The organism is Roseateles sp. FW305-36, from assembly GCF_058787015.1.
This window is the reverse complement of sequence record NZ_JBYSZK010000011.1, coordinates 171,652-190,607: the sequence shown is the minus strand read 5'-3', so window position 1 is coordinate 190,607 and position 18,956 is coordinate 171,652. Positions and strand designations below refer to the sequence as shown.

The 18,956-nt window shown below is 67.2% G+C and carries 15 protein-coding genes; 8 read left to right on the top strand and 7 right to left on the bottom strand.

The annotated features are described in order from the left end of the window. Positions 1–22 precede the first annotated feature (22 nt). Positions 23–778: a hypothetical protein gene (locus tag AC3WOE_RS20600; RefSeq protein WP_492693104.1), complete on the top strand. Its 756-nt coding sequence runs from the start codon at positions 23–25 to the stop codon at positions 776–778. A 131-nt stretch (positions 779–909) separates the two neighbouring features. On the opposite strand, the gene ugpQ is transcribed toward AC3WOE_RS20600, so the two are convergent. Genes ugpQ through ugpB form a run of 5 tightly spaced genes read right to left on the bottom strand, consistent with a single transcriptional unit; the run spans position 910 to position 5,734 of the window. After that, a complete protein-coding gene (gene ugpQ, locus AC3WOE_RS20595) occupies positions 910–1,641 on the bottom strand; it encodes a glycerophosphodiester phosphodiesterase (protein ID WP_492693103.1) in 732 nt (243 codons plus the stop codon). Next, a complete protein-coding gene (locus AC3WOE_RS20590; RefSeq protein WP_492693101.1) occupies positions 1,638–2,693 on the bottom strand; it encodes a sn-glycerol-3-phosphate import ATP-binding protein UgpC in 1,056 nt (351 codons plus the stop codon). Before AC3WOE_RS20590 ends, ugpQ begins: the two co-directional genes overlap by 4 nt. Further along, entirely contained in the window at positions 2,694–3,542 is an 849-nt protein-coding gene (gene ugpE, locus AC3WOE_RS20585; RefSeq protein ID WP_492693099.1) for a sn-glycerol-3-phosphate ABC transporter permease UgpE, read from the bottom strand. After that, entirely contained in the window at positions 3,542–4,429 is an 888-nt protein-coding gene (gene ugpA, locus AC3WOE_RS20580) for a sn-glycerol-3-phosphate ABC transporter permease UgpA (protein ID WP_492693098.1), read from the bottom strand. The genes ugpE and ugpA overlap by 1 nt, the downstream gene beginning before the upstream one ends. Before the next feature lie 9 nt (positions 4,430–4,438). After that, the gene (gene ugpB / locus AC3WOE_RS20575) at positions 4,439–5,734 is read right to left on the bottom strand and encodes a sn-glycerol-3-phosphate ABC transporter substrate-binding protein UgpB (protein WP_492693096.1); all 1,296 of its coding nucleotides are present in this window, start codon (positions 5,732–5,734) and stop codon (positions 4,439–4,441) included. Between the two features lie 235 nt (positions 5,735–5,969). On the opposite strand from ugpB, the gene AC3WOE_RS20570 reads away from it, so the two are divergent. Together AC3WOE_RS20570 and AC3WOE_RS20565 are read left to right on the top strand one after the other, a co-directional pair. Next, on the top strand, positions 5,970–9,824 hold the full coding sequence (locus AC3WOE_RS20570) for a DUF3683 domain-containing protein (RefSeq protein WP_492693094.1): 3,855 nt from the start codon (positions 5,970–5,972) through the stop codon (positions 9,822–9,824). Beyond that, on the top strand, positions 9,821–10,267 hold the full coding sequence (locus AC3WOE_RS20565; protein WP_492693092.1) for an HIT family protein: 447 nt from the start codon (positions 9,821–9,823) through the stop codon (positions 10,265–10,267). Before AC3WOE_RS20570 ends, AC3WOE_RS20565 begins: the two co-directional genes overlap by 4 nt. Here AC3WOE_RS20565 and AC3WOE_RS20560 read toward each other — a convergent pair whose 3' ends face one another. After that, positions 10,268–10,774: a hypothetical protein gene (locus tag AC3WOE_RS20560; RefSeq protein ID WP_492693090.1), complete on the bottom strand. Its 507-nt coding sequence runs from the start codon at positions 10,772–10,774 to the stop codon at positions 10,268–10,270. 431 nt (positions 10,775–11,205) lie between these two features. On the opposite strand from AC3WOE_RS20560, the gene AC3WOE_RS20555 reads away from it, so the two are divergent. After that, positions 11,206–13,023: a S8 family peptidase gene (locus AC3WOE_RS20555; RefSeq protein ID WP_492693089.1), complete on the top strand. Its 1,818-nt coding sequence runs from the start codon at positions 11,206–11,208 to the stop codon at positions 13,021–13,023. 157 nt (positions 13,024–13,180) lie between these two features. On the opposite strand, the gene AC3WOE_RS20550 is transcribed toward AC3WOE_RS20555, so the two are convergent. Then, positions 13,181–15,217: a M13 family metallopeptidase gene (locus AC3WOE_RS20550; protein WP_492693087.1), complete on the bottom strand. Its 2,037-nt coding sequence runs from the start codon at positions 15,215–15,217 to the stop codon at positions 13,181–13,183. Positions 15,218–15,330: 113 nt separating this feature from the next. On the opposite strand from AC3WOE_RS20550, the gene pstS reads away from it, so the two are divergent. The 4 genes from pstS to AC3WOE_RS20530 all read left to right on the top strand — a co-directional run bounded on the left by pstS (position 15,331) and on the right by AC3WOE_RS20530 (position 18,955). Then, the gene (gene pstS / locus AC3WOE_RS20545; RefSeq protein WP_492693086.1) at positions 15,331–16,374 is read left to right on the top strand and encodes a phosphate ABC transporter substrate-binding protein PstS; all 1,044 of its coding nucleotides are present in this window, start codon (positions 15,331–15,333) and stop codon (positions 16,372–16,374) included. 22 nt (positions 16,375–16,396) lie between these two features. Beyond that, positions 16,397–16,789, top strand: a complete 393-nt coding sequence (locus AC3WOE_RS20540; RefSeq protein ID WP_492693084.1) for a gamma-butyrobetaine hydroxylase family protein — start codon at positions 16,397–16,399, stop codon at positions 16,787–16,789. A 4-nt stretch (positions 16,790–16,793) separates the two neighbouring features. Next, on the top strand, positions 16,794–17,525 hold the full coding sequence (ubiE, locus tag AC3WOE_RS20535) for a bifunctional demethylmenaquinone methyltransferase/2-methoxy-6-polyprenyl-1,4-benzoquinol methylase UbiE (RefSeq protein ID WP_492693082.1): 732 nt from the start codon (positions 16,794–16,796) through the stop codon (positions 17,523–17,525). Between the two features lie 443 nt (positions 17,526–17,968). After that, positions 17,969–18,955 (top strand): EpsD family peptidyl-prolyl cis-trans isomerase, encoded by a 987-nt coding sequence (locus AC3WOE_RS20530; RefSeq protein ID WP_492693081.1) that lies wholly within the window; start codon positions 17,969–17,971, stop codon positions 18,953–18,955. Position 18,956: the final 1 nt, after the last annotated feature.

Sequence of the window (18,956 nt, the reverse complement as noted above, 5' to 3'; positions counted from 1 at the left end):
CGTTACGGCGCAGGGAGGTCTTATGTTCAAGGGATACACCGGCGCCGCCATCCTGTGCGTGGCCGCCATTCCGATCGTCGGCTGGTGGGGCGTCTCGCAGCACAGTTACCGGCCCGCGTGGCTGGGCATCGCGGTGCTCATGGCTGTCTTCGTTGCCATCGCCGGCAAGGGCATCATCGGGCGCTGGCATGGCGTCCTGATCAACGAGCGCAACGTCATGAGCCTCGCACGCTTCCAGATGGTCGCGTGGACGCTGGTCATGGTGTCGGCCTACCTGATGGCGGCGTTCTACAACATCTACATCGGCGTGGACGAGCCGCTGGCCATCGGCGTGCCCAAGGAGCTATGGCTTGCCATGGGCATCAGCACCACGTCTCTCGTAGGCACCCCCTTGCTCCTGGCGCCGAAGAAGAACAAGGAGACCGATGAGGCGAAACTGGCGGCGACGCAGCTGGAGCTGGCGCGTGCGGGCCAGACCGGCGGCGACAAGCCGGACGGCCAGCTGCTGGGCAACAGCGACCCGCTGATGGCCCGCTGGGGCGACATGGTGACCGGCGATGAGATCGGCAACGGCGCACACGTTGATCTGGCCAAGGTGCAGATGCTGTTCTTCACGGTCGCCATCGTCGCCGCCTACGCTTTCGCACTGTGGCGCACCTTCAAGTACGCTCAGCCCGACGGCATCACCGACTTCCCCGCACTGGACGACAGCACCATCGCGCTGCTGGGGATCAGCCACGCGGGTTACCTCACCAACAAGGCCGTGTCCCATACCTGAGACGGCTACGCATGCTGAACCACCGCTTTGGGTGCTAGCGAAGTTGACCTGGAAGAAGGGCGTTGGACTATGCCCGCAGAGGTGTCGGAAGATTGCCGCCTGACGCGGGCGCAGTGGGTGACGCAGAGTCTTTAGGGTCCGAGTTGATCCACGGCGTCCGTGATGATCCCGTCGATGCCGTCGTCGATCAGCCGCCGGGCTACAACCGCATCGTTGACGGTGTAGACCAGGGCCCGCAAGCCCTTGGTGTGCAGGTGTTCAATCAGGGCGAGGTCCATCAGCCGGTAGTTGGTGATGACGGCGACGACGTCGAGTGCTTCGGCGGCTTCGGGCCAGCCGTCCCAGAGCCTGTCCAGAAGCAAGGCGCGGGGCAGGGCGGGCTCGGCGTCGCGGGCAGCTGCGATGGCTTCCGGCTTGAAGCTGCTCAGCAAGGGCGGCAGGGCACCGGCCCAGAGCCGCGCGGCCTCGTGAGCCACGACCGCGCCGGTACGCGCCTCCTCGCCCGGGCAGGGCTTGATCTCGACATTCAACGCGCAGCCGTTGGCTTGGCAGAAGGCGGCGATCTGCGCGAAGCGGGGCAGGGGTTCGGCGGTGAAGGGCGGGCTGTGCCAGCTGCCGGCGTCCAGCCTCTCCATCTGCGCCCAGTCCTGCTCGGCCGGCGAGCCCTGGCCGCTGCTGGTGCGGTCCAGGGTGTCGTCGTGCAGCAGAAAGGTCTGGCCGTCCCGGCTCAGCTTGACGTCGCACTCGAAGGCATGAAAGCCGAAGCCGGCACCCATTCGGAAGGCGGCCAGCGTGTTTTCCGGCGCCAGCTTGCCGGCGCCGCGATGGGCCAGCCACAGAGGGTAGGACCAGGGGGATTTCATAGGCGTTGCCCCGTCTGGGTGTTGAAGCGGTGCAGGTGCAGGGGGTTGAAGGCCAGGTGGAGCCAGTCGCCGGCTTGGGGCGACGGCAGCGTAGCGTCCAGCCGCAGGGTGAAGGGCGTGCCGCTGCCCAGCTTGCCGTAGACCAGGCGCTCGGCGCCCAGCATCTCGATCATCTCCACATGCAGCGGCCAGCCGCGCTCGGCGAGCTGCACGTGCTCGGGGCGCAGGCCCAGCGTCAGTTCGCCTTCCACGCCGGGCGGCACATCCAGGGCCGCGCCTTCGATGTGGAACTGCCCGCCATGCTTGCGGCCGGGCAGCAGGTTCATGGCCGGCGAGCCGATGAAGCTGGCGACGAAGGTCGAGGCGGGCTGGCCATAGACCTCCTCGGGCGTGCCCATCTGCTCGATGCGGCCGCCGTTCATGACGATGATGCGCTGGGCCAGGGTCATGGCCTCGACCTGGTCGTGGGTGACGAACAGCGACGTGACGCCCAGCTCGCGGTGCAGCTTCTGTATCTCCAGGCGTGTCTGCACGCGCAACTTGGCGTCGAGGTTGGACAGGGGTTCGTCGAACAAGAAAACCTGCGGGTCGCGCACGATGGCGCGGCCCATGGCCACTCGCTGGCGCTGGCCGCCGGACAGTTCGCGCGGCTTGCGCTGCAGCAGCTGGCCCAGCTCCAGGATCTTGGCGGCGCGCTGCACGCGCTCATCAATCTGTGCCTTGGGCATCTTGCGCAGCTTGAGGCCATACGCCATGTTCTCGGCCACGCTCATGTGGGGGTAGAGGGCGTAGTTCTGGAACACCATGGCGATGTCACGATCCGCCGGCTCGACGTCGTTGACGACGCGCGCGCCGATGGCGATCTCGCCTTCGCTGACCTCTTCCAGCCCCGCCACCATGCGCAGCAAAGTGGACTTGCCGCAGCCCGAGGGGCCGACGATGACGACGAACTCGCCGTCCTTGACTTCGGCATCGACACCGTGGATGACCGGCACGGCCTTCGGGCCATGCCCATAGCGTTTGACCAGCTTTCGAATGGAGATGGAGGCCATTTATTTCTCGGTGTCGACCAAGCCCTTGACGAACCAGCGCTGCATCAGGATCACGACCATGGCTGGCGGGATCATGGCCAGTAGGGCCGTCGCCATGACAATGTTCCAGTCGTTGGCGGCTTCGCCGCCGCTGATCATGCGTTTGATGCCGATGACGACGGGGTACATGGACTCGTCGGTGGTTGCCAGCAGCGGCCACAGGTATTGGTTCCAGCCGTAGATGAACTGGATGACGAAGAGGGCGGCGATGCTGGTGCGGGACAGCGGCAGCAGCACGTCCTTGAAGAATCGCAGCGGTGAGGCGCCGTCGATGCGCGAGGCCTCCACCAGCTCGTCCGGCACGGTCAGGAAGAACTGCCGGAAAAGGAAGGTCGCCGTAGCCGATGCGATCAGCGGCACCGTGAGCCCGGCATAGCTGTTGAGCATCTTCAGATCGGCCACCACCTGGTAGGTAGGCCCGATGCGCACCTCCACCGGCAGCATCAGCGTCACGAAGATGGCCCAGAAGAAGACCTGGCGCAGCGGGAAGCGGAAATAGACGATGGCGAAGGCCGACAGCAGCGAGATGGCGATCTTGCCGACGGTGATGACCATGGCGGTCACGAAGCTGATCCACATCATGCGGGCCACGGGCGCGCTGGAGCCCGCGCCCGTGCCGCCGCCCAGCGCTGTGCTCATGTTCTCGATCAAGTGCCCGCCGGGCACCAGCGGCATGGGTGCGTGCAGGATGGCCTCTGCTGTCTGCGTGGCGGCGACGAAGGTGACATAGAGCGGGAAGGCCACCACCGCCACGCCCAGCAGCAGGATGGCGTGGGCCAGCCAGTCGAGCCAGGGTTTGCGTTCCACCATCAGTACTGCACCTTCTTTTCGACGAAGCGGAACTGCAGGACGGTCAGCGTGACGACGATGACCATCAGCACCACGCTCTGCGCCGCCGAGCCGCCCAGGTCCAGGGCCTTGAAGCCGTCGTGATAGACCTTGTAGACCAGCACGGCCGTCTCCTTGCCGGGGCCGCCTTGAGTGGCCGCATCGACGATGCCGAAGGTGTCGAAGAAGGCGTAGACGATATTGATGACCAGCAGGAAGAAGCTGGTGGGCGACAGCAGCGGAAAGGTCACGTCCCAGAAGCGCCGCCAGGGGCTGGCGCCGTCGATGGCCGCGGCCTCGATCAGCGAGCGCGGGATGGACTGCAGGCCGGCCAGGAAGAACAAGAAGTTGTAGGAGATCTGCTTCCACACCGCGGCCATGACGATCAGCGTCATGGCGTGGTCGGCGTTCAGCAGATGATTCCAGTCGAAGCCCAGGGCATGCAGGCCATAGGCGACGACGCCGATGGAGGGCGCGAACAGGAAGAGCCACAGCACGCCGGCGATGGCCGGAGCCACCGCATAGGGCCAGATCAGCAGGGTCTTGTAGAGACCGGCGCCGCGCACGACGCGATTGGCCATGACGGCCAGCAACAGCGAGATCGAGAGGCCCAGGCCGGCCACCAGAATGGAGAACAGGGCCGTGGTCTTGAACGAGGCGAGGTAGCTCGAATCGGCCCACAGGGCCTGGAAGTTCGCCAGGCCCACCCATTCGGTCGACAGGCCGAAGGCATCCTGCTGCTGGAAGGACTGCAGCAGGGCCTGGCCGGCCGGCCAGAAGAAGAACACGCCGATGACGACGGCCTGCGGCGCCAGCAGCAGCCAGGGCAGCCAGCGGGAGCGGAAGACGACGCGCTTTTCCTGCGCCATGTCAGTGGGTCAGAGTTTTGCGGTCCGGGCGAACTTCTCGAGCTGTTCGTTGCCGCGCTGGATGGCGGCGTCGACGGCTTCCTTGGCGGTCTTCTTGCCGGCCCAGATCAGCTCGAATTCCTCATCGACGATGGTGCGGATCTGCGGATGGTTGCCCAGGCGCACGCCGCGCGACTTGTCGGTGGTCTTGCGGATCATCTGGTTGACGGCCACGTCGCTGCCCGGGTTGGCCTTGTAGAAGCCGCTGGCCTCGGTGGCGACGAAGGCCGCCTTGGTGACGGGCAGATAGCCGGTGCGCTTGTGGCTTTCGGACGCGACATCGGCCCGCGCCAGGTATTCGAAGAACTTGGCCACGCCCTTGTATTCGGCCGGCTTCTTGCCCGCCATCACCCACAGGCTGGCGCCGCCGATGACGGTGTTCTGCGGCGCGCCGGGCACGTCGGGGTAGTAGGGCAGAGGAGCCGTGCCGAAGGCGAACTTGGCGCTCTTCTTGATGTCGCCGTAGATGCTCGACGAGGCCGTCGTCATGGCGCATTCGCCCGAGATGAAGGTGGCGTCCGGCGAGTTGCCGCGGCCCTTGTAGACGAACAGCCCTTGCTTGGCCATGTTGGCCAGGTTCTCGATGTGACGCAGGTGCAGCGGCGTGTTGAAGGCCAGGCGCGCATCCAGGCCGCCGAAGCCGTTGTTCCTGGTGGCGAACTCGACGTTGTGCCAGGCCGAGAAGCTCTCCAGCTGGGTCCAGCTCATCCAGGACGTCGTGAGCGGGCATTTGCTGCCATTCGCCTTGAGCTTGGCGGCCGCCGAGGCGACCTCGGGCCAGCTGCTGGGCGGCTTGTCGACGCCGGCCGCCTTCAGCGCGTCCTTGTTGTAGAAGAAGACGGTGGTGGAGCTGTTGAAGGGAAAGCTCAGCATCTGGCCGTTGGGCGCCGTGTAGTAGCTGGCGACGGCCGGCACATAAGCGCCGGGCTCGAAAGGGATGCCGGCCTCCTTCATCAGGTCAGCGACCGGCTTGATGGCGGCCTTGCTGGCCATCATGGTGGCCGTGCCGACCTCGAACACCTGCAGGATGTGAGGCGCATTGCCGGCCCGAAAGGCGGCGATGGCGGCCGGCATGGACTCCTCGTAGGTGCCCTTGAAGGTGGGGACGACCTTGTATTCCTTCTGGCTGGCGTTGAAGTCGCGAGCCAGGTCGTTGATCCACTCCCCCCGCGCCCCGCCCATGGCGTGCCACCACTGGATCTCGGTCTGGGCCTGGGCGGAACCGGCCAGGCCCAACAGGGTTGCAACAAGGGCAAACGACTTCATCCAGTGTCTCCTTGAGGATTTTGCGGGCCAGCATAGCGCCGCTTGCCGAGCCGCGAATGACGGGCAAATAGGGGCTCTCCCCAGGGAGAAGCCCCCCTCGGTTAGGATTCCAACCCCTGCCGCGAGGGGCCGTGGCCACAAGCCGGGCGCCTTTGCCCGCCCTGCTGCGCCGACCCGAGCCGCTGCCCGCCCGAACCAGCCTTCCCAGGCTTCTTTCCCGGTCTAGCCGGTTGCCATGAACGCTCCGCATCCCCTGATGCCCACCGCTGAAGCGGCCGAGAGCGCAGCCCCCCGGCTGCGCGAGATCCCCTACAACTACACGTCGTTCTCCGACCGCGAGATCGTCATCCGCTTGCTGGGCTCTCGGGCCTGGGAGCTGCTGGACCAGTTGCGGCTGGAGCGTCGCACGGGCCGATCCGCCCGCATGTTGTACGAGGTGCTGGGCGACATCTGGGTGGTGCAACGCAACCCCTATCTGCAGGACGACCTGCTGGACAACCCCAGGCGCCGGGCCCTGCTGATCGAGGCCCTGAACCACCGCCTGGCCGAGGTGCAAAAGCGCCGCGACCCCGCTGGTGACGCCCAGCGCGACGCCGCCGTGGGTGAGCTGCTGCTGGCCGCCCGTGGCGCGGTGACCGAGTTCGCCAAGTTCTTCGACAGCGTCGCCGGCCTGCGCAAGCGCGCCGCCAAGACGTTGGGGCGCCAGACGGCCAAGGACAACATCAAGTTCGACGGCCTGTCGCGCGTGTCCCATGTGACGGACGCGACCGACTGGCGCGTGGAATACCCCTTCGTCGTGCTGACGCCCGACACCGAGGCCGAAATGGCCGGCCTGGTGGGGGCCTGCTTCGAGCTGGGCCTGACCGTCATCCCGCGTGGCGGCGGCACGGGCTATACCGGCGGCGCGATTCCGCTGGTGTGGAACAGCGCCGTCATCAACACCGAGAAGCTGGAAGCCCTGCGCGGCGTCGAGATGCTGAAGCTGCCGGGCCTGGACCGCGAGGTGCCGACCATCTTCAGCGAGGCCGGCGTCGTCACCCAGCGCGTGGCCGACATGGCCGAGGCCAACGGCTTCGTCTTCGCCGTGGACCCGACCAGCGCCGAGGCCAGCTGCATCGGCGGCAATGTGGCCATGAACGCCGGCGGCAAGAAGGCCGTGCTCTGGGGCACGGCCCTGGACAACCTGGCCAGCTGGAAGATGGTGACGCCCGAGGCCAAGTGGCTGGAGGTGATCCGCCTCAACCACAACCTCGGCAAGATCCACGATGTCGAGGTGGCCAGCTTCGAGCTGCGCTATTTCGATGCCTCCGGCAAGACGCTGGAGCGCACCGAGCGCCTGGACATCCCCGGCCGCGTCTTCCGCAAGGAGGGCCTGGGCAAGGACGTGACGGACAAGTTCCTCGCCGGCCTGCCGGGCATCCAGAAGGAAGGCTGCGACGGCCTCATCACGTCTGCCCGCTGGATCGTGCACCGCATGCCGGCGCACACCCGCACCGTCTGCCTGGAGTTCTTCGGCAACCCCAAGGACTGCGTGCCCAGCATCGTCGACATCAAGGACTACATGTTCTCGATTGCCGACACCGGCGTGCTGCTGGCCGGCCTGGAGCATCTGGACGACCGCTATCTGAAGGCCGTCGGCTACGCCACCAAGAGCAAGCGCGGCGGCCTGCCCAAGATGGTGCTGGTGGGCGACATCTCCGGCGACGACGCCGACGCAGTGGCGCGCGCCACCTCCGAGGTCGTGCGCCTGGCCAATGGCCGTTCGGGCGAAGGCTTTGTCGCCGTCAGCGCCGACGCGCGCAAGAAGTTCTGGCTGGACCGCAAGCGCACGGCCGCCATCAGCAAGCACACCAACGCGTTCAAGGTGAACGAGGACGTGGTGATCCCGCTGCACCGCATGGGCGAGTACACGCTGGGCATCGAGCGAATCAACATCGAACTCAGCTTGCGCAACAAGCTGGACCTGGTGACGGCCCTGCAGGCCCTGTTCGCCGCCGGCAAGCTGCCCCTGGGCAAGAGCGACGACGCCGGCGACATCCCCAGCGCCGAGCTGCTGGAAGACCGCGTGCAGCAGGCCCTGGCCCTGCTGCGCGAGGTGGGCGAGCTGTGGCAGCAATGGCTGAACGGCCTGGACAGCGGCTTCTTCGAGGGCCTGCAGACGCATGAGCTGCGTGCGTCGTGGAAGACGCAGATCCTCAAGCCGCTGCAGTCCATCTTCAGCGGTGCCGCCTTCGAGCCGCTGCTGGCCGAGTGCAAGCGCATCCACAAGGAAGTGCTGCGCGGCCGCGTCTGGGTGGCCCTGCACATGCACGCCGGCGACGGCAATGTGCACACCAACATCCCTGTCAACAGCGACAACTACCAGATGCTGCAGACGGCCCACGAGGCCGTGGCCCGCATCATGACGCTGGCCCGTTCGCTGGACGGCGTCATTTCCGGCGAGCATGGCATCGGCATCACCAAGATCGAGTTCCTGACCGACGAGGAACTGGCCAACTTCACGGCCTACAAGGCCAGGGTCGACCCGGAAGGCCGCTTCAACAAGGGCAAGCTGCTGCGCAACGCGGCCATGCCCTCGGACCTGCGCAATGCCTACACGCCGTCCTTCGGCCTGATGGGTCATGAGTCGCTGATCATGCAGCAGAGCGACATTGGTGAGATCGCCAACTCGGTCAAAGACTGCCTGCGCTGCGGCAAGTGCAAGCCGGTCTGCGCCACCCATGTGCCGCGCGCCAACCTGCTCTACAGCCCGCGCAACAAGATCCTCGCCACCTCGCTGCTGGTGGAGGCCTTCCTGTACGAGGAGCAGACGCGCCGCGGCGTGTCCATCAAGCACTGGCAGGAATTCGAGGACGTGGCCGACCACTGCACGGTTTGCCACAAATGCCTGTCGCCCTGCCCGGTCAAGATCGACTTCGGCGACGTGACCATGAATATGCGCAACCTCTTGCGCAAGATGGGCCAGAAGACCTGGCGTCCGGGCAACGCGGCGGCCATGTTCATGCTGAACGCCACCAGCCCCGAGACCATCAAGCTGATGCGCACGGCCATGGTCGGCATCGGCTTCAAGGCCCAGCGCCTGGCCGTGGACCTGTTCAAGCCAGCCGGCCGCAGGCAGACGAGCGCCCCGCGCGCCACCGTCGGTGCCGCGCCGATCAAGGAACAGGTCATCCACTTCATCAACAAGAAGCTGCCCGGCGGCCTGCCCAAGAAGACGGCGCGCGCGCTGCTGGACATCGAGGACAAGGACTACGTGCCCATCATCCGCCCGCCCGCCACGCCGAGCGAGACGGAGGCCGTGTTCTATTTCCCGGGCTGCGGCTCTGAGCGCCTGTTCAGTCAGGTGGGCCTGGCCACCCAGGCCATGCTCTGGCATGCCGGCGTGCAGACGGTGCTGCCGCCCGGCTATCTGTGCTGCGGCTACCCGCAGCGCGGCTCGGGCCAGTTCGACAAGGCTGAGAAGATGATCACCGACAACCGGGTGCTCTTCCACCGCGTCGCCAACACGCTGAACTACCTCGACATCAAGACCGTCGTGGTCAGCTGCGGCACCTGCTACGACCAGCTGCAGGGCTACAAGTTCGAGGACATCTTCCCCGGCTGCCGCATCATCGACATCCACGAGTACCTGCTGGAAAAGGGCATCACCCTGGGCTCCAAGCAGAGCTATCTGTATCACGACCCCTGCCATTCGCCGATGAAGCAGCAGGAGCCGATGAAGACGGTGAAGGCGCTGGTGGGCGAGGACGTCGTCAAGAGCGAGCGCTGCTGCGGCGAGAGCGGCACGCTCGGCGTGACCCGCCCCGACATCTCGACCCAGGTGCGCTTCCGCAAGGAAGAGGAGCTGCGCAAGACCGAGGCAGCGCTGCGCGACAGCGGCAAGGTCGGCGCGCAGGAAAACCTGAAGATCCTGACCTCCTGCCCGAGCTGCCTGCAGGGCCTGACCCGCTACGGCAACGACCTGCAGAACGGCCTGCTCGAGGCCGACTACATCGTCGTGGAGATGGCCAACCAGATCCTCGGCGCCAACTGGATGCCCGACTACGTGGCCAAGGCCAATAACGGCGGCATCGAGCGGGTGCTTGTGTGAGCGGTGTTCTCTGCCCGCTTTGTGACGGCGACGGCGGCCTCGTCGTCGCCCGCACACCGCACTTTCGCGTCGTGCGCGTCGTCGATGGTGAAGAGGCGCGGCGTTTCCCGGCCTTCTATCGCCTCATCTGGAACACGCATGTCGCCGAGTTCAGCGACCTCTCGGTCACCGATAGACACGCCTGCATGGACGCTGTCACCGAGATCGAGCGGGCTCTAAGGTCTTTGCTCGCGCCGACCAAGGTCAACATCGCCAGCCTCGGCAATGTCGTGCCGCATCTGCACTGGCATGTCATCGCGCGTTTCGAGGGGGACAGCCATTTCCCGGCGCCCGTCTGGGCCGCGCCTCAGCGCGAAGAAACGGTGGGCGGGGCGGCTGCGCTACTCACGCAGCCGCTGACGGCCGTCGATGCGGCCATCGCCGCCGCCCTCAGCAGAAGCTGATCACTCGCTGGCCAGGGCGAGCTTGACGCCGCTCTTGGTGCCGGCCGTCTGCGTGTCGCCGCTGCTGGTCGAGCTGTAGGGGTCGATGAAGTCGACGCGGAAGCGGTAGATCTGCGCGCCGGCCGTCTTCTGCGTGCCGCAGTGCAGGCCGCTCACGGCCTGCCGCACCGAGCGCTCGATGGCGTGCGAGATGCCCTTGGCCTTGACGGCGGTGATGTCGTTGCCGTCCATGACCAGCTCGACCTTGACCTGGCCGGCGCGGCGCTCGCGCACCCAGGTCGTCTGCAGCGCGTCCTGCAGCTGCTCCTCGATGCTGTCGCAGCTGGCGCGCATGTCGAAGCGCGTCGGCGCTTCGTAGACACGGCCGCTGATTTCAACGCGCTCCAGGTCACCGGGCTGGGCCAGCGCGGGGCCGGCGGCCAGGGTCAGCGTGATGGCACAGGCAAGGCCGGCGAAAAGGCTGTTTTGCAAGGGCGTGCGCTGGGCGATCGAATAGCGGTTGGACATGACAAGCTCCTGTGGGGTTCTGGCGGGAGGCGGGCGCCGCGAAGTGCGTCGACCTGTCGTCAGGCTAGGCGCCCGGGTGTGCGAGCCCAAGCCGGAAGCGATGAGTTGCCGCCGCCGTGCGACGGTCCGCAGAAAACCGCAGCTGAATTGCGGCCGGGCCCCATGGGCGTTTTGAGGGCTTGCATGCCATTCGTCACAGCCGCTGTCATCCGTGATAGCCCGCTAGGGTTACTTCCGTCACCGCGCCTGGCGACAAGGCCGGCTTAACACAACAGACACACTTCGCGCCGCTTCGGATAGCGCCAAAGCCGGCGGAAGCGTTGTTGGGTTGAGTCCTGCCGGCGAGCTGAACACAGCGGCGCTTCTCGTGGAGATCCCGCGGGCCGAGCCGGTGCGCCGTCCGTCACGGCGACTTTTCCGGAAATCACCAAATGAGTTTTGCTTTTGCCAACAAGAGAACCCTGCTCGCCCTGGCTTGTGGCCTGCTGACGGCGGGCGTGAGCCAGGCCGGCGTGTCCCAGACTGTGGTGGACCAGGGCCTGACCAATCTGCGTGTGCGTGCCACCAGCACCGACCGCCTCATCGTCAGCTATCGCGACGCCTCCGTGGCCGACGTCAAGGATGCCGGCGTGATGCGCGCCCAGGCCATCACCGCCAATGCGCTGGACACGCGTCTGAATACCCTCAACGCTGCGCTCGCTGTGCGTGGCGCCAAGGCACGCCTGGTGCGTCAGAGCGGCACTGGCGCCCACATCTTCAAGCTCGACAAGGCCCTGTCGCACGGCGACATGCAGAGCCTGGCCAACCAGCTCAAGGCGGCCGACCCCAACATCGCCTATGCGGAACCCGACCGCAAGATGTACCCCCTCTTCACGCCCAATGATTCGAGCTACAGCTCGCAATGGGACCTGTACGAGACCACCGGCGGCATCCGCGCCCCGGCGGCCTGGGACCTGTCCACCGGCAGCGGCGTCGTCGTCGCCGTCATCGACACCGGCTACCGCCCCCACGCCGACCTGTCCGGCCAGATCGTCGCCGGCTACGACATGATTGCCGACGTCGCCACCGCGGCCGACGGCAATGCCCGTGACAGCGACCCCAGCGACCCGGGCGACTGGGTCACCGCGGGCCAGTGCGGCACCGGTGAACCGGCCAGCAACTCCAGCTGGCACGGCACCCACGTGGCCGGCACCATCGCTGCCAAGACCAACAACGCCACCGGCGTCGCCGGCATCGCCTTCAACGCCAAGGTGCAGCCGGTGCGCGTGCTGGGCAAGTGCGGCGGCTACACCTCCGACATCGCCGACGGCATGATCTGGGCTTCGGGCGGCACGGTCTCCGGCCTGCCCACCAACGCCACGCCGGCCAAGGTCATCAACATGTCCCTGGGCGGCGGCGGCGCCTGCGACACGACGTCGCAGAACGCCATCAACAGCGCCCGTTCACGCGGCACCACCGTCGTCGTGGCGGCCGGCAACGAGAACCAGAACGCCAGCAATTCCAATCCGGCCAACTGCTCGGGCGTCATCGCCGTGGCCGCGACCGACCGCAACGGCAGCCGCGCCTACTACTCGAACTACGGGTCCATCGTGGCGCTCGCTGCGCCCGGCGGCGACGTGCGTTCGTCCAGCAGCAACGGCATCCTGAGCACGCTCAATGCCGGCACGCAGGGCCCGGGCGCCGACAACTACGCCTACTACCAGGGCACCTCGATGGCCACGCCCCACGTGGCCGGCGTCGTCGCCCTGATGTATGCCGCCAAGCCGACGGCCACGCCGGACCAGATCAAGGCCGCGCTGCAGAGCAGCGCCCGCGCCTTCCCTGGCACCTGCTCGCAGTGCGGCTCGGGCCTGCTGGACGCCGCCGCTGCCGTCACGGCCATCGCCGGCACGACCCTGCCGACGGTCAATGAAGTCGAGTCCAACGGCACGATCGCCACGGCCAACACCGTGTCGTCGCCCGCCATCGTGGCCGGATCGGTCAGCTCCAGCACCGACACCGACTACTTCAAGGTGACGCTGCCGGCCGGCAAGACCCTGGCCGCGACGCTGACCATGGGCAGCAGCAGCAACGACTTCGACCTGTACATCAAGAACAGCGCCGGCACGACGCTGGCCAGCAGCGAGAAGGCCGCCGGCCAGGTCGACAGCACCAGCTACGCCAACGGCGGCTCAAGCGCCGTCACGCTGTATGTGCAGGTGCTGCGCTACAGCGGCACGGGCGCCTACACGCTGAAGCTGCAGTGGTGATTGACTGAGCCCCTCGCCCACATTCGCATCGCTGAACGCGAGCGAGTGTGGTCGGTCCCCCGCGGGGACGGCGATGCTCGCGGCATCAAGCCGCGAGCACATCGCCATGCCGGGCCGGCTTGGGAGCGGCCCGGCGCTCGGCCCGACCGCAAGCCCGTCACCAGACCGTGATGGGATCAGTCGCCACCATCGCGCTGCCAGCCTTGCAAGAGAAGGCCTGGGCGAAGTAGGCCGAATTGCTCATGGGCGTCAATACGCGGTACTTGGCCGGCGAATGGTTGTCGGTCCGGATCTGGTTCATCAGGAACTCGGTGCGCACCTTGGTGCGCCAGATCAGCGCATTGCTGATGAAGAAGCGCTGCGCCGGCGTGTAGCCGTCGATCTTCTTGTCGGCGCCGCCATTGCGCTTGAGCGCCCGCTGCAGGCCCTCGTAGGCGATGGGCAGGCCCGACATGTCGGAGATGTTCTCGCCCAGCGTCATGCGGCCGTTGATGTTGAAGCCCGGCAGCGGGGAGATCGCCGAATAGCGCTCGGCCACCTTGTCGGCGCGGGCCTTGTAGCCGGCGGCGTCGGCGGGCGTCCACCAGTCGGTCAGCGAGCCCGCCGAATCGAAGTTGCGGCCGCTGTCGTCGAAGTGGTGGGTGATCTCGTGGCCGATGACCATGCCGATGCCGCCGTAGTTGCTGGCGTCATCGGCCTTGGCGTCGAAGAAGGGCGGCTGCAGGATGCCGGCCGGAAAGGTGATCTCGTTGAGGCCGCCGGCCTGGGCGTTGACGATGTGGGCTGCCATGCGCCAGCGGCCGCGCTCGACCGGCGCGTCGAGATCCTTGACCTGCTGGCCGCTTTGCCACAGCGCCGCCTTGAGCCAGTTGCCGGCGTAGTCGTTGCTGCTCAGCTGCAGGCCCTCGTACTGCGGCCATTTGTCGGGCGCGCCGATCTTGGGCTGCATGTTCGCCAGCTTCTCCAGCGCCTTCGCCTTGGTGCCGGGCGTCATCCAGTCCAGCTTCTCGATGCGGCCCTTCATGCTGGCGCGGATGTCCTCGACCAGTTGCACCGCACGCTTCTGTGCCTCCGGCGAGAAGGCACGTGCGACGAAGAGTTCGCCCAGCGCCGGCCCCAGGGGCTCGCCGCCGGTGCGGCCGCCGATCTTCAGGATGACGTCCTCGCTGCGCGGCGGCGCGGCCTCCAGGCCGTTGACGGCTCTGCCACGGTACTCGAAGGAGGCGTTCGCGAAGGCCTTGGGCAGGCGGGGCGAGAGCGTGTCCAGCACGCGTAGCGCCAGGTAGCGGCGCCACACGTCGAGCGGCGCGTCCGCGGCGAGCTTGGCGACGCGGGCGGTGACCTCGGGCTGGCCCACGTTGAAGCGCTGGGGCAGCTTGGCGCCGGCGGTCAGCACGGCCAGGTAGCCGGTCCAGTCCAGGCCCGGCGCGGCCGTCGTGAGCTCGGCCGGGCTCATCGGGTTGTAGCTGGCGTTCGGGTCGCGCATCTTGGCGCGCTCGCGCATGGCCTCGGCGAGCTGGGTCTCGAAGGCCAGCACGGCATCCAGCTCGGCGTCGGTGGCCGGGCGGTTGGCGGCGGCCAGCAGCGTCCTGGCGAATTCGCGGTAGGCGGTGCCAAGCTTCTGGGTGCGTTCGTCGTTGCGGAAGTAGTCGTCGCGATCCGGCAGCCCGAGGCCGGCCTGCGACTGCGACAGGCCCAGCACGTTGCGGCGCGTGTCCTTGCGGTCCGGCTGCACGCTGAAGCCCAGCGGAGCCTCGATGCCGCTGCGGTTCAGCAGTGCCAGCAGCGTGGGCAGGTCTTCGCGACGCTGCAGGCCGTCGATGCGGTTCAGCAGCGGGGTGATGGAGCTGAGGCCGCGCGCCTCGATGGTCGCCTCGTCCATGCCGCTGGCGAAATAGGCGGCGATGAGCTTCAGGCCGGGGGTGGTCTGCAGCTCCGGCTTGTCCACCAGATCCTTGAGGGCCTTGTCCAGCAGCGCGTCGTTGGTCCGGCGCAGGTCTTCGAAGCCGCCGATGCGGGCCCGGCTGGCCGGCATCTCGGTGGCGGCCTCCCAATTGCCGTTGACGAAGGCGAAGAAGTCATCGCAGGGGGCGACATCCTTGGACAAGCCGTTCAGGTCGAGGGCTTGTGCGGCGGCGGCCAGGCCGAGCAGGGTGGCTGCGGCGGCCAGGCGGTGGCGGGTGAGACGAGGCATGACAGGGCGATGAATGGCCGTGGAAACCGCAGATTAGAGCGCTCGCCTCCTAGGGACGACGGAAGACACAGGGCATGATTGCGGGTTTTCACCAAGCTTCCCCCTTCCCTGGCATGTCCGTTCTTCCGCGCCTGAGCCTGGCCTTGTTTGCTCCGCTGCTGCTGTCTGCCGCAGCCTTCGCCCAACCCGTGCAAGGGCAGGGCGCCACCTTCCCGTCCAAGGTCTACGAGACCTGGGCCAAGGCCTTCGAGAAGGCCGGCGGCGGTGCCGTCGCCTACAAGGGCACAGGCTCGGGCGACGGCATCAAGCAGATCGGCGCCCGCAAGGTGGACTTCGGCGGCACCGACGCACCGCTGCCGCCTGCCGAGCTGGCCAAGCAACATCTGGTACAGATCCCCATGCTGGTCGGCGGCGTGGTGCCGGTGGTCAACCTGCCGGGTGGCGCGGCCCTGCAACTGGAGGGCGGGCTGCTGGCCGAGATCTTCATGGGCCGCGTGAAGGCCTGGAACGATCCCCGCATCGCGGCGCTCAACCCCGGCGTGGGCCTGCCGGCCCTGCCCATCAAGCGCGTCGTGCGCGCCGAGAAGTCGGGCACCAGCGATGGCTTCAGCCGCTACCTGGCCGGCGCATCGCCCATGTTCAAGACGGAAGTCGGCGCCAGCCAGGCGCCGGCCTGGCCCGGCGAGCCCTTGAAGGCCGAGGGCAACGACGGCATGGTGCAGGCCCTGCGCGCCACGCCGGGCGCCATCGCCTATGTCTCCTACGACCGCGTGCTGCGCGACAAGCTCGCCGCCGTGAAGCTGCGCAACGCCGCCGGCAAGTTCGTGCTGCCCAGCGAGGCGGGCTTCCGTGCCGCCATCCTGGAAAGCGACATGCACCGCCAGGGCGATGACCTGGCCACGCTGCTGGACCGCCCGGGCAACGAGACCTGGCCGATCACGCTGACCAGCTTCGTGCTGGTCGACGCCGAGCCGGCGACGGCGGCCAAGGTCGCGCCGACGCTGAAATACCTCTACTGGTGCTTCATGCACGGCGACGACCTGACCCGCGGCACCGGTTTCGCGCCCTTGCCGGTCAGCGTGCAGTCGCGTCTGGCGGCGCGCTTCACCCAGGTCAGGCCCAAGGACGGTGTGGTGCCGACCTATCTGGTGTTGTAAGGCAGGCGCCTACACTGACGGCATGCCCGCGCCCACCGACATCACCGTCCACCAGCAGTCCCGCGTGCTGGAAATCGCCTTCGACGACGGCGCGCGCTTTCGCATTCCCTTCGAGCTGATGCGCGTCTACAGCCCCTCGGCCGAGGTCATGGGCCACGGCCCGGGCCAGGAAGTGCTTCAGACCGGCAAGCGCGACGTCCTCATCACCGGCCTGGAGCCGGTCGGCCATTACGCCGTTCGCCCCGAGTTCAGCGACGGCCACAACAGCGGCCTGTTCTCCTGGGACTACCTCCACAAGCTGGGCAGCCAGCAGGACGCGCTGTGGCGCGACTACGAGTCCCGCCTTGCCGCCGCCGGCAAGAGCCGCGACGAGGCCATGCCCGTCAAGGGCGGCGGGTCCTGCCATTCCCATTGAGCCTATGAGCAGCACACATTTCGGATTCAGCACGGTCGACGAGAACGAGAAGGCCGGCAAGGTCAAGGGCGTCTTCGACTCGGTCGCGTCCAAGTACGACCTGATGAACGACCTGATGTCGGCCGGCCTGCACCGGGCCTGGAAGGCCTACACCGTGCAGGTGGCCAACCTGAAGCCGGGCGAGCGGGCCCTGGACATCGCCGGCGGCACGGGCGACCTGTCGCGCGCCTTCGCCCGCAAGGTCGGCGAGACCGGCGTCGTCGTGCACACCGACATCAACGAGGCCATGCTGCGCCAGGGCCGCGACCGCCTGCTCGACGAAGGGATGATCCTGCCCACCAGCCTGGCAGACGCCGAGAAGCTGCCCTTCAAGAGTGAAAGCTTCGACCTCGTCAGCGTCGCCTTCGGCCTGCGCAACATGACGCACAAGGACCAGGCCCTGGCCGAGATGTGCCGCGTCCTCAAGCCGGGTGGCCGGCTGCTGGTGCTGGAGTTCTCCAAGATCGCCGAGCCGCTGAAGAAGCCCTACGACTGGTACTCCTTCAACATCCTGCCCAGGCTGGGCTCGCTGTTCGCCGGCGACGCCGAGAGCTACAAATACCTGGCCGAGTCGATCCGCATGCACCCCGACCAGGCCACCCTCAAGGCCATGATGAAGACGGCCGGCTTCGGCCACGTCGATGTGCACAACCTCAGCGCCGGCCTGGTCGCGCTGCACGCCGGGATCAAATGCTAGCCCCTCGTCCAGGCTTGTCCCGCTGCACGCGGTAAGCCTGGCCTGCCTTGCAGGCCGCGCTGCGGCAGTGCCGCAGCTCTTCGGCAGGCACGGCGAGTCCACTGGACTCGCCATGTCCGGCCTCAGCCCCCGAGGGGATGGCGATGCTTGCCGGATTGACCGGCAAGCACATCGCCAAGTGGGCCGGCTCGGGAGCGGCCCAGCGCTCGGCCCGAAGACCCAATACCGATGACGCCGGGAGGCGCCATCCTCATCTCGCACCGGCCATCCCCCAAGAACGTGGGGGATCTGGGAACTTCCCGCTTGCAAATGCTCTAACCGCGGGTCGCTGACGAACCCAGTTCCGGCTTCGCGGCCCACATGGTTGCGACATATCGCGCCGCTACACTCGTTCGCTCCCTGGGGCGGGTGCCCTTCCTCTGCATAACAAGGACCTTCTTCAGATGGCAAACCAACAGAAAAAGCACCGTGTCCACCTGGTCTTGGCGGTCGTTGCGGCGGCTGCGTTGCTGACCGCCTGCGGGGGTGACAAGGGCGACAAGGCGTCGCAGACGGCGGCCAAGGTCAACAAGGAAGAGATCACCGTCCACCAGATCAACTTCGCGCTGCAGCGCCAGCCGGGCCTGCGCGCCGACCAGGCCGAGGCTGCCAGCCGCCAGGTGCTGGAGCGACTGATCGACCAGGAGCTGGCGGTGCAGAAGGCGCAGGAGCAAAAGCTCGACCGTGACTCGCGCGTCGTGCAGCAGATCGAGTTCGCCAAGCGCGAGATCATCGCCCGCGCCTATGCCGAGCGCATCGGCGAAAGCGTCGCCAAGCCCAGCAGCGACGAGGTCTCCAAGTACTACAACGAGAAGCCGGCCCTGTTCAAGGACCGCCGCATCTACAGCCTGCAGGAGCTGCAGATCGAGGCCAAGCCCGAGCAGTTCGAGGCCATCCGCGCCAAGCTGGCGGCCGCCAAGAACCTGAACGAGTTTGCGGACTACCTGAAGTCGGCCGACATCCGCTTCGCCGGCAACCAGGCCGTGCGTGCCGCCGAGCAACTGCCGCTGGCCGGTGTCGAAGCCATCTCCAAGATGAAGGACGGTGACTCGATGGTCAGCCCCGGCCCCAACGGCCTGACCGTCCTCTTCCTCGTCAGCTCGCGCAGCCAGCCTGTCGACGAAGCTCGCGCCCGCCCGGCCATCGAAGCCTTCCTGCAGAACCAGCGCAAGGCCGAGGCCGTGCAGAAGGACATCAAGGCGCTGCGTGACAGCTCCAAGATCGAATATGTCGGCAAGTACGCTGAGGCGGCGCCGGCCGCAGCCGGTACGCCGGCACTGCAGCCGCTGCCTGCGGCCTCCGACAACACCGCTGCGCCCGCCGCGGCGCCCGCTCCGGCCGCCAGTGGCCTGGATCCTGCTTCCATTTCCAAGGGCATGGGCCTGAAATGAA

Coding starts and splice junctions, on each gene's coding strand:
- AC3WOE_RS20600 (WP_492693104.1), top strand. CDS start 23: ATGTTCAAGGGATACACCGGCGCCGCCATCCTGTGCGTGGCCGCCATT.
- ugpQ (WP_492693103.1), bottom strand. CDS start 1,641: ATGAAATCCCCCTGGTCCTACCCTCTGTGGCTGGCCCATCGCGGCGCC.
- AC3WOE_RS20590 (WP_492693101.1), bottom strand. CDS start 2,693: ATGGCCTCCATCTCCATTCGAAAGCTGGTCAAACGCTATGGGCATGGC.
- ugpE (WP_492693099.1), bottom strand. CDS start 3,542: ATGGTGGAACGCAAACCCTGGCTCGACTGGCTGGCCCACGCCATCCTG.
- ugpA (WP_492693098.1), bottom strand. CDS start 4,429: ATGGCGCAGGAAAAGCGCGTCGTCTTCCGCTCCCGCTGGCTGCCCTGG.
- ugpB (WP_492693096.1), bottom strand. CDS start 5,734: ATGAAGTCGTTTGCCCTTGTTGCAACCCTGTTGGGCCTGGCCGGTTCC.
- AC3WOE_RS20570 (WP_492693094.1), top strand. CDS start 5,970: ATGAACGCTCCGCATCCCCTGATGCCCACCGCTGAAGCGGCCGAGAGC.
- AC3WOE_RS20560 (WP_492693090.1), bottom strand. CDS start 10,774: ATGTCCAACCGCTATTCGATCGCCCAGCGCACGCCCTTGCAAAACAGC.
- AC3WOE_RS20555 (WP_492693089.1), top strand. CDS start 11,206: ATGAGTTTTGCTTTTGCCAACAAGAGAACCCTGCTCGCCCTGGCTTGT.
- AC3WOE_RS20550 (WP_492693087.1), bottom strand. CDS start 15,217: ATGCCTCGTCTCACCCGCCACCGCCTGGCCGCCGCAGCCACCCTGCTC.
- pstS (WP_492693086.1), top strand. CDS start 15,331: ATGTCCGTTCTTCCGCGCCTGAGCCTGGCCTTGTTTGCTCCGCTGCTG.
- AC3WOE_RS20540 (WP_492693084.1), top strand. CDS start 16,397: ATGCCCGCGCCCACCGACATCACCGTCCACCAGCAGTCCCGCGTGCTG.
- ubiE (WP_492693082.1), top strand. CDS start 16,794: ATGAGCAGCACACATTTCGGATTCAGCACGGTCGACGAGAACGAGAAG.
- AC3WOE_RS20530 (WP_492693081.1), top strand. CDS start 17,969: ATGGCAAACCAACAGAAAAAGCACCGTGTCCACCTGGTCTTGGCGGTC.